Raw genomic sequence first — 3,170 nt, forward strand, 5'->3', positions numbered from 1 at the left:
TCATGGTGTGGGCGTTTTGATTAAGCGTTAGAAACTAAATCATGCCAGAAATGGGCGCCCACCCCCACCTTTTCGCTTGCGCTGCCAAGCAATTTTCATCCGTTCCGCTAGTTTTGCAAGAGGCTCTGATATAATGGATGCAAATGATGAAGAGAGTGCGAGAGCATATGCGAAAACGTTTATTCTCGATCCTCTCTTATACGTAAAACAGCACCAAAGCAACGTTGGATGAAGGTTTTTGCTTAATTAACTTTCATGGTTTGTTATTTGCCGCGTTTATATGCTGAGATATATTGGCGCCTCGAATAACCCGTGATGTCGCGGTTGCCAGCGGGCGGGCCGTTTGAATCTGCTCGGCATTGCGCGAGCGGCGCCGTTTCGCGGCCTCTTTTCCGGGCCAATGTCGTTTCGCGTGGAAGTTGAGTGTTTGACTACCATGTGCGCTACTGCTGCGGGAGCGGTATCATGAGAACGGTATCAGTGCTGACCTTCAAACACGGCCTCATCAGGGGAATAGGTACACGCTTGACACTATCACCGGCGGTCTCAATATAGCCGCAGTCGGCGCGAACTTCACCGTACAGTATGCGGCAACCCAGCGGTGAGCTTGCCGTCGAGACAGCTACATTGCCGGCTGCAGTGCGCAACTTGGGACGCAAGTTGCAGGTACCTGCGGCGGGGCCGCTCCGGTCACCACCGACGCGCAGAAGACAGGCAGTGGCGGCGCCGCGGCGTAACCGTCGGCACGAGCGCCCAGCCCGTTGTCAAGGGCCAGGTGGCAGGCAATGCCCTGCCTGGCAGCGTCATCGCGGGCAATGCGCGGGCAGCGCAGCAGACGGCCATCGGCGACCTGACGACCTCGTTCGCCAAATTCGCGGCCGCGCGTCCCGTGACGGTGGCGGAGAAGTCGGTCGCCGGTGTCGTCGGCTCCAACCCCAAAGACATCAACGGCCGCGTCACCGATCCGAAGGTGCCGAACGTCACCCTGACCAGCAACACGGACTGGAAAGCGCCGACCGGCAATCTGTTCTCGCTGAAACCGGGCGAGGGCGCCGGCTACCTGGTCGAAACCGACCCGCTGTTCACCGATAAGAACAAATGGACCGGCAGCGATTACTTCCTGGACCAGCTTGACATTGATCCGCAGCGCACCCTGAAGCGCTACGGCGATGGTTTCGTGGAACAGCGCGCGTTCGCCGACCAGTTGATCAACATCACCGGCAGCAACAAGCTGTCTGGCTACGAGAACAACGAACAGGCGTTCAAGGCGCTGATGGATTCGGGCGTGGCCTACGCCAAACAGTTCCAGCTCACGCCTGGCGTGGCGCTGTCCGAGCAGCAGATGGCCCAGCTGAACACCGACATCGTGTGGCTGCAGGAAGAAACCGTTACCATGCCGGACGGCAGCACCACCACGGCCCTGGTACCCAAGGTCTACCTGCGCCGTCCGCAGCAGGGCGACCTGTCGACCGGCGGCGCCCTGATTGCTGGCGACAACGTCACCATCCGCAACCAGAACGGCGGCATCAGCAACAGCGGCACCATCCTGGCCGGCTACGCCAATGCGAAGCCGACTGACATGCATGGCGCGGTCACGCTCGACGCCCGCAATGTCAGCAATGGTGGCAACATCGCCGGCAATGCCATCGACATCAGGGCGGCGAACGACATCGCCAACGTGGGCGGGCGCATCGCCGGCCTGTCCAACAAGGGCGTGGACGGCAGCGCCACCGACGACAGCCGAATCACACTCAATGCTGGCCGCGACATTCTCGTGGCCAGCACGACGCAGACGCGCAGTGTCGACACTGCCGGCAACAATGGCACCAGCACGTCGGGCCGTACGAATATGCCGGCGGCGACATTCTCGTCGCCAGCAGAGCAGCACGTCGACTTCGCCGCGTTAGCGGATGAAGTGGACCGTGCAGCGCCTCGCCCCAGCCGCGAACGCGGCGGCCGTCCCCCGTTTCCGACCGAACTGATGGTTCGCCTTTTGCTGATCCAGCAGTTGTTCAACCTGAGCGACGAGCAGGTGGAGTTCCAGTTGCTCGACCGCCTGAGCTTCCAGCGCTTTGTGGGGCTGCGCTCGAGCAGCCAGATTCCGGACCGGACGACGATCTGGACCTTCAAGGAATGCCTGATTCAGGCTGGCGCCAGCGAAACCATCTTCGAGGCCGTAAACCGGCAACTGAGCAAGCGCGATTACACCGCGCGCGGCGGGCAGATGGTCGACGCGAGCATCGTGCAGGGGCCGAAGCAGTCGCTGAGCAAGACGGAGACGGCGCTGGTAAAGGAGGGCGCCTGCCCATCGCATGGAAACCTGCCAAGCGCCGTCAGCAGGACATGGACGCGCGCTGGACCAAGAAGTACGGCAAGTCCTACTTCGGCTACAAGGTCTCGGCCAACGCCGACCAACGCTACAAGCTGGTACGCAGGATTAAGCTGAGTAGGGTCAGCAAGCACGATAGACTGCACTTTGAAGAGGTGCTCGATCCGCCCAATACGAACCGCAACATCCTTGCCGACAAGGGCTACGTCGATGGCGAGCGTGAAGAGCGGCTAAGCAAACAGGGCTGGCGCGTGCATATCCAGCGAAAAGGAAGCAAGGACAAGCCGATCTCGGCAGCCCAAGAGCGGCGCAACAAGCTCATCGCCAAGACCTGCGCCCGCATCGAGCACATGTTTGCCAGCATGGCGCAGTTGGGCGGTAAGGAGCCGGGTACCGTCGGTCTGGCGCGCGTGACGTTGCTCAATTGAAAAGTCGCTGCATACGATCTGCGGCGCCTGGTCTATTTGAAGGAGGCCGGGGTCGAGGCGTTCTGATCCCCGTAGTCCGTCCGCACTGCGCAAAATGAGGCTGAGTGCCGATAACACCGGCGGGAAGCGGCTCGGCCTTCCTCGAAATCCAAGCCTGCTGGCATCGCCACCAGCATTCACGCGGAAATTACGATAATGCGAGGTGCCCTTAGATTACGGGTATGGTTGGAATTGCGGCTGAGTTCCACCGATTTTGTATCAAAAAGGCTTGCCATGCCATCAGAGTCTTTGCTATAGTTCGCCTCCCCGCTGAAAGGGTTAACGAAATCAAGTAGTTAGCAGGCAGTTGGGAGCGTCCCGAAAGAGACGCGGTAGCAAAGAAGGGGTTGACGAGAAACGCGAAACGCTGCATA

The 3,170-nt window shown here is 60.1% G+C and carries 2 protein-coding genes; both read left to right on the top strand.

The window, feature by feature from the left end:
- The first annotated feature begins 775 nt into the window (after positions 1–775).
- Positions 776–2,446: a transposase gene (locus F2P44_RS36765; RefSeq protein ID WP_223165152.1), complete on the top strand. Its 1,671-nt coding sequence runs from the start codon at positions 776–778 to the stop codon at positions 2,444–2,446.
- A complete protein-coding gene (locus F2P44_RS35255) occupies positions 2,344–2,757 on the top strand; it encodes a transposase (protein ID WP_223165153.1) in 414 nt (137 codons plus the stop codon). Before F2P44_RS36765 ends, F2P44_RS35255 begins: the two co-directional genes overlap by 103 nt.
- Positions 2,758–3,170 lie beyond the last annotated feature (413 nt).

It is taken from the genome of Massilia frigida, assembly GCF_011682175.1.
Classification (GTDB): domain Bacteria; phylum Pseudomonadota; class Gammaproteobacteria; order Burkholderiales; family Burkholderiaceae_D; genus Telluria_A; species Telluria_A frigida.